The sequence below is a fragment of the Rhodobium orientis genome (assembly GCF_003258835.1).
Taxonomy (GTDB): domain Bacteria; phylum Pseudomonadota; class Alphaproteobacteria; order Rhizobiales; family Rhodobiaceae; genus Rhodobium; species Rhodobium orientis.
This window is the reverse complement of the sequence record NZ_NPEV01000223.1, coordinates 1-242: the sequence shown is the minus strand read 5'-3', so window position 1 is coordinate 242 and position 242 is coordinate 1. Positions and strand designations below refer to the sequence as shown.

Below are 242 nucleotides of genomic sequence, written 5' to 3'. Positions count from 1 at the left end.
AGAGGGAAGTGCGGCGACTCGCACCGATCACGGTGTGCGCCGAACAGCAGATTTATGAGGTCATGCTCATGTTTAAAAGGGGCTGCAAACACCCGATCATTATTGAGAAGGACGGACAAAAACTGAGCCAGCTGGATGAAAATGAAGTTCTCCACGCTTATTTTACAGACAAGCGCACGACTTCCTCAATGGAAGATCTGCTTCTGGTTTATTGACCATCCTTCTAAAAGACATTGACACTC

The 242-nt window shown here is 47.1% G+C and carries 1 pseudogene; it reads left to right on the top strand.

The window, feature by feature from the left end:
• Window positions 1-215: pseudogene (locus CH339_RS25940) on the top strand (hypothetical protein); the annotation flags it as partial.
• Window positions 216-242 lie beyond the last annotated feature (27 nt).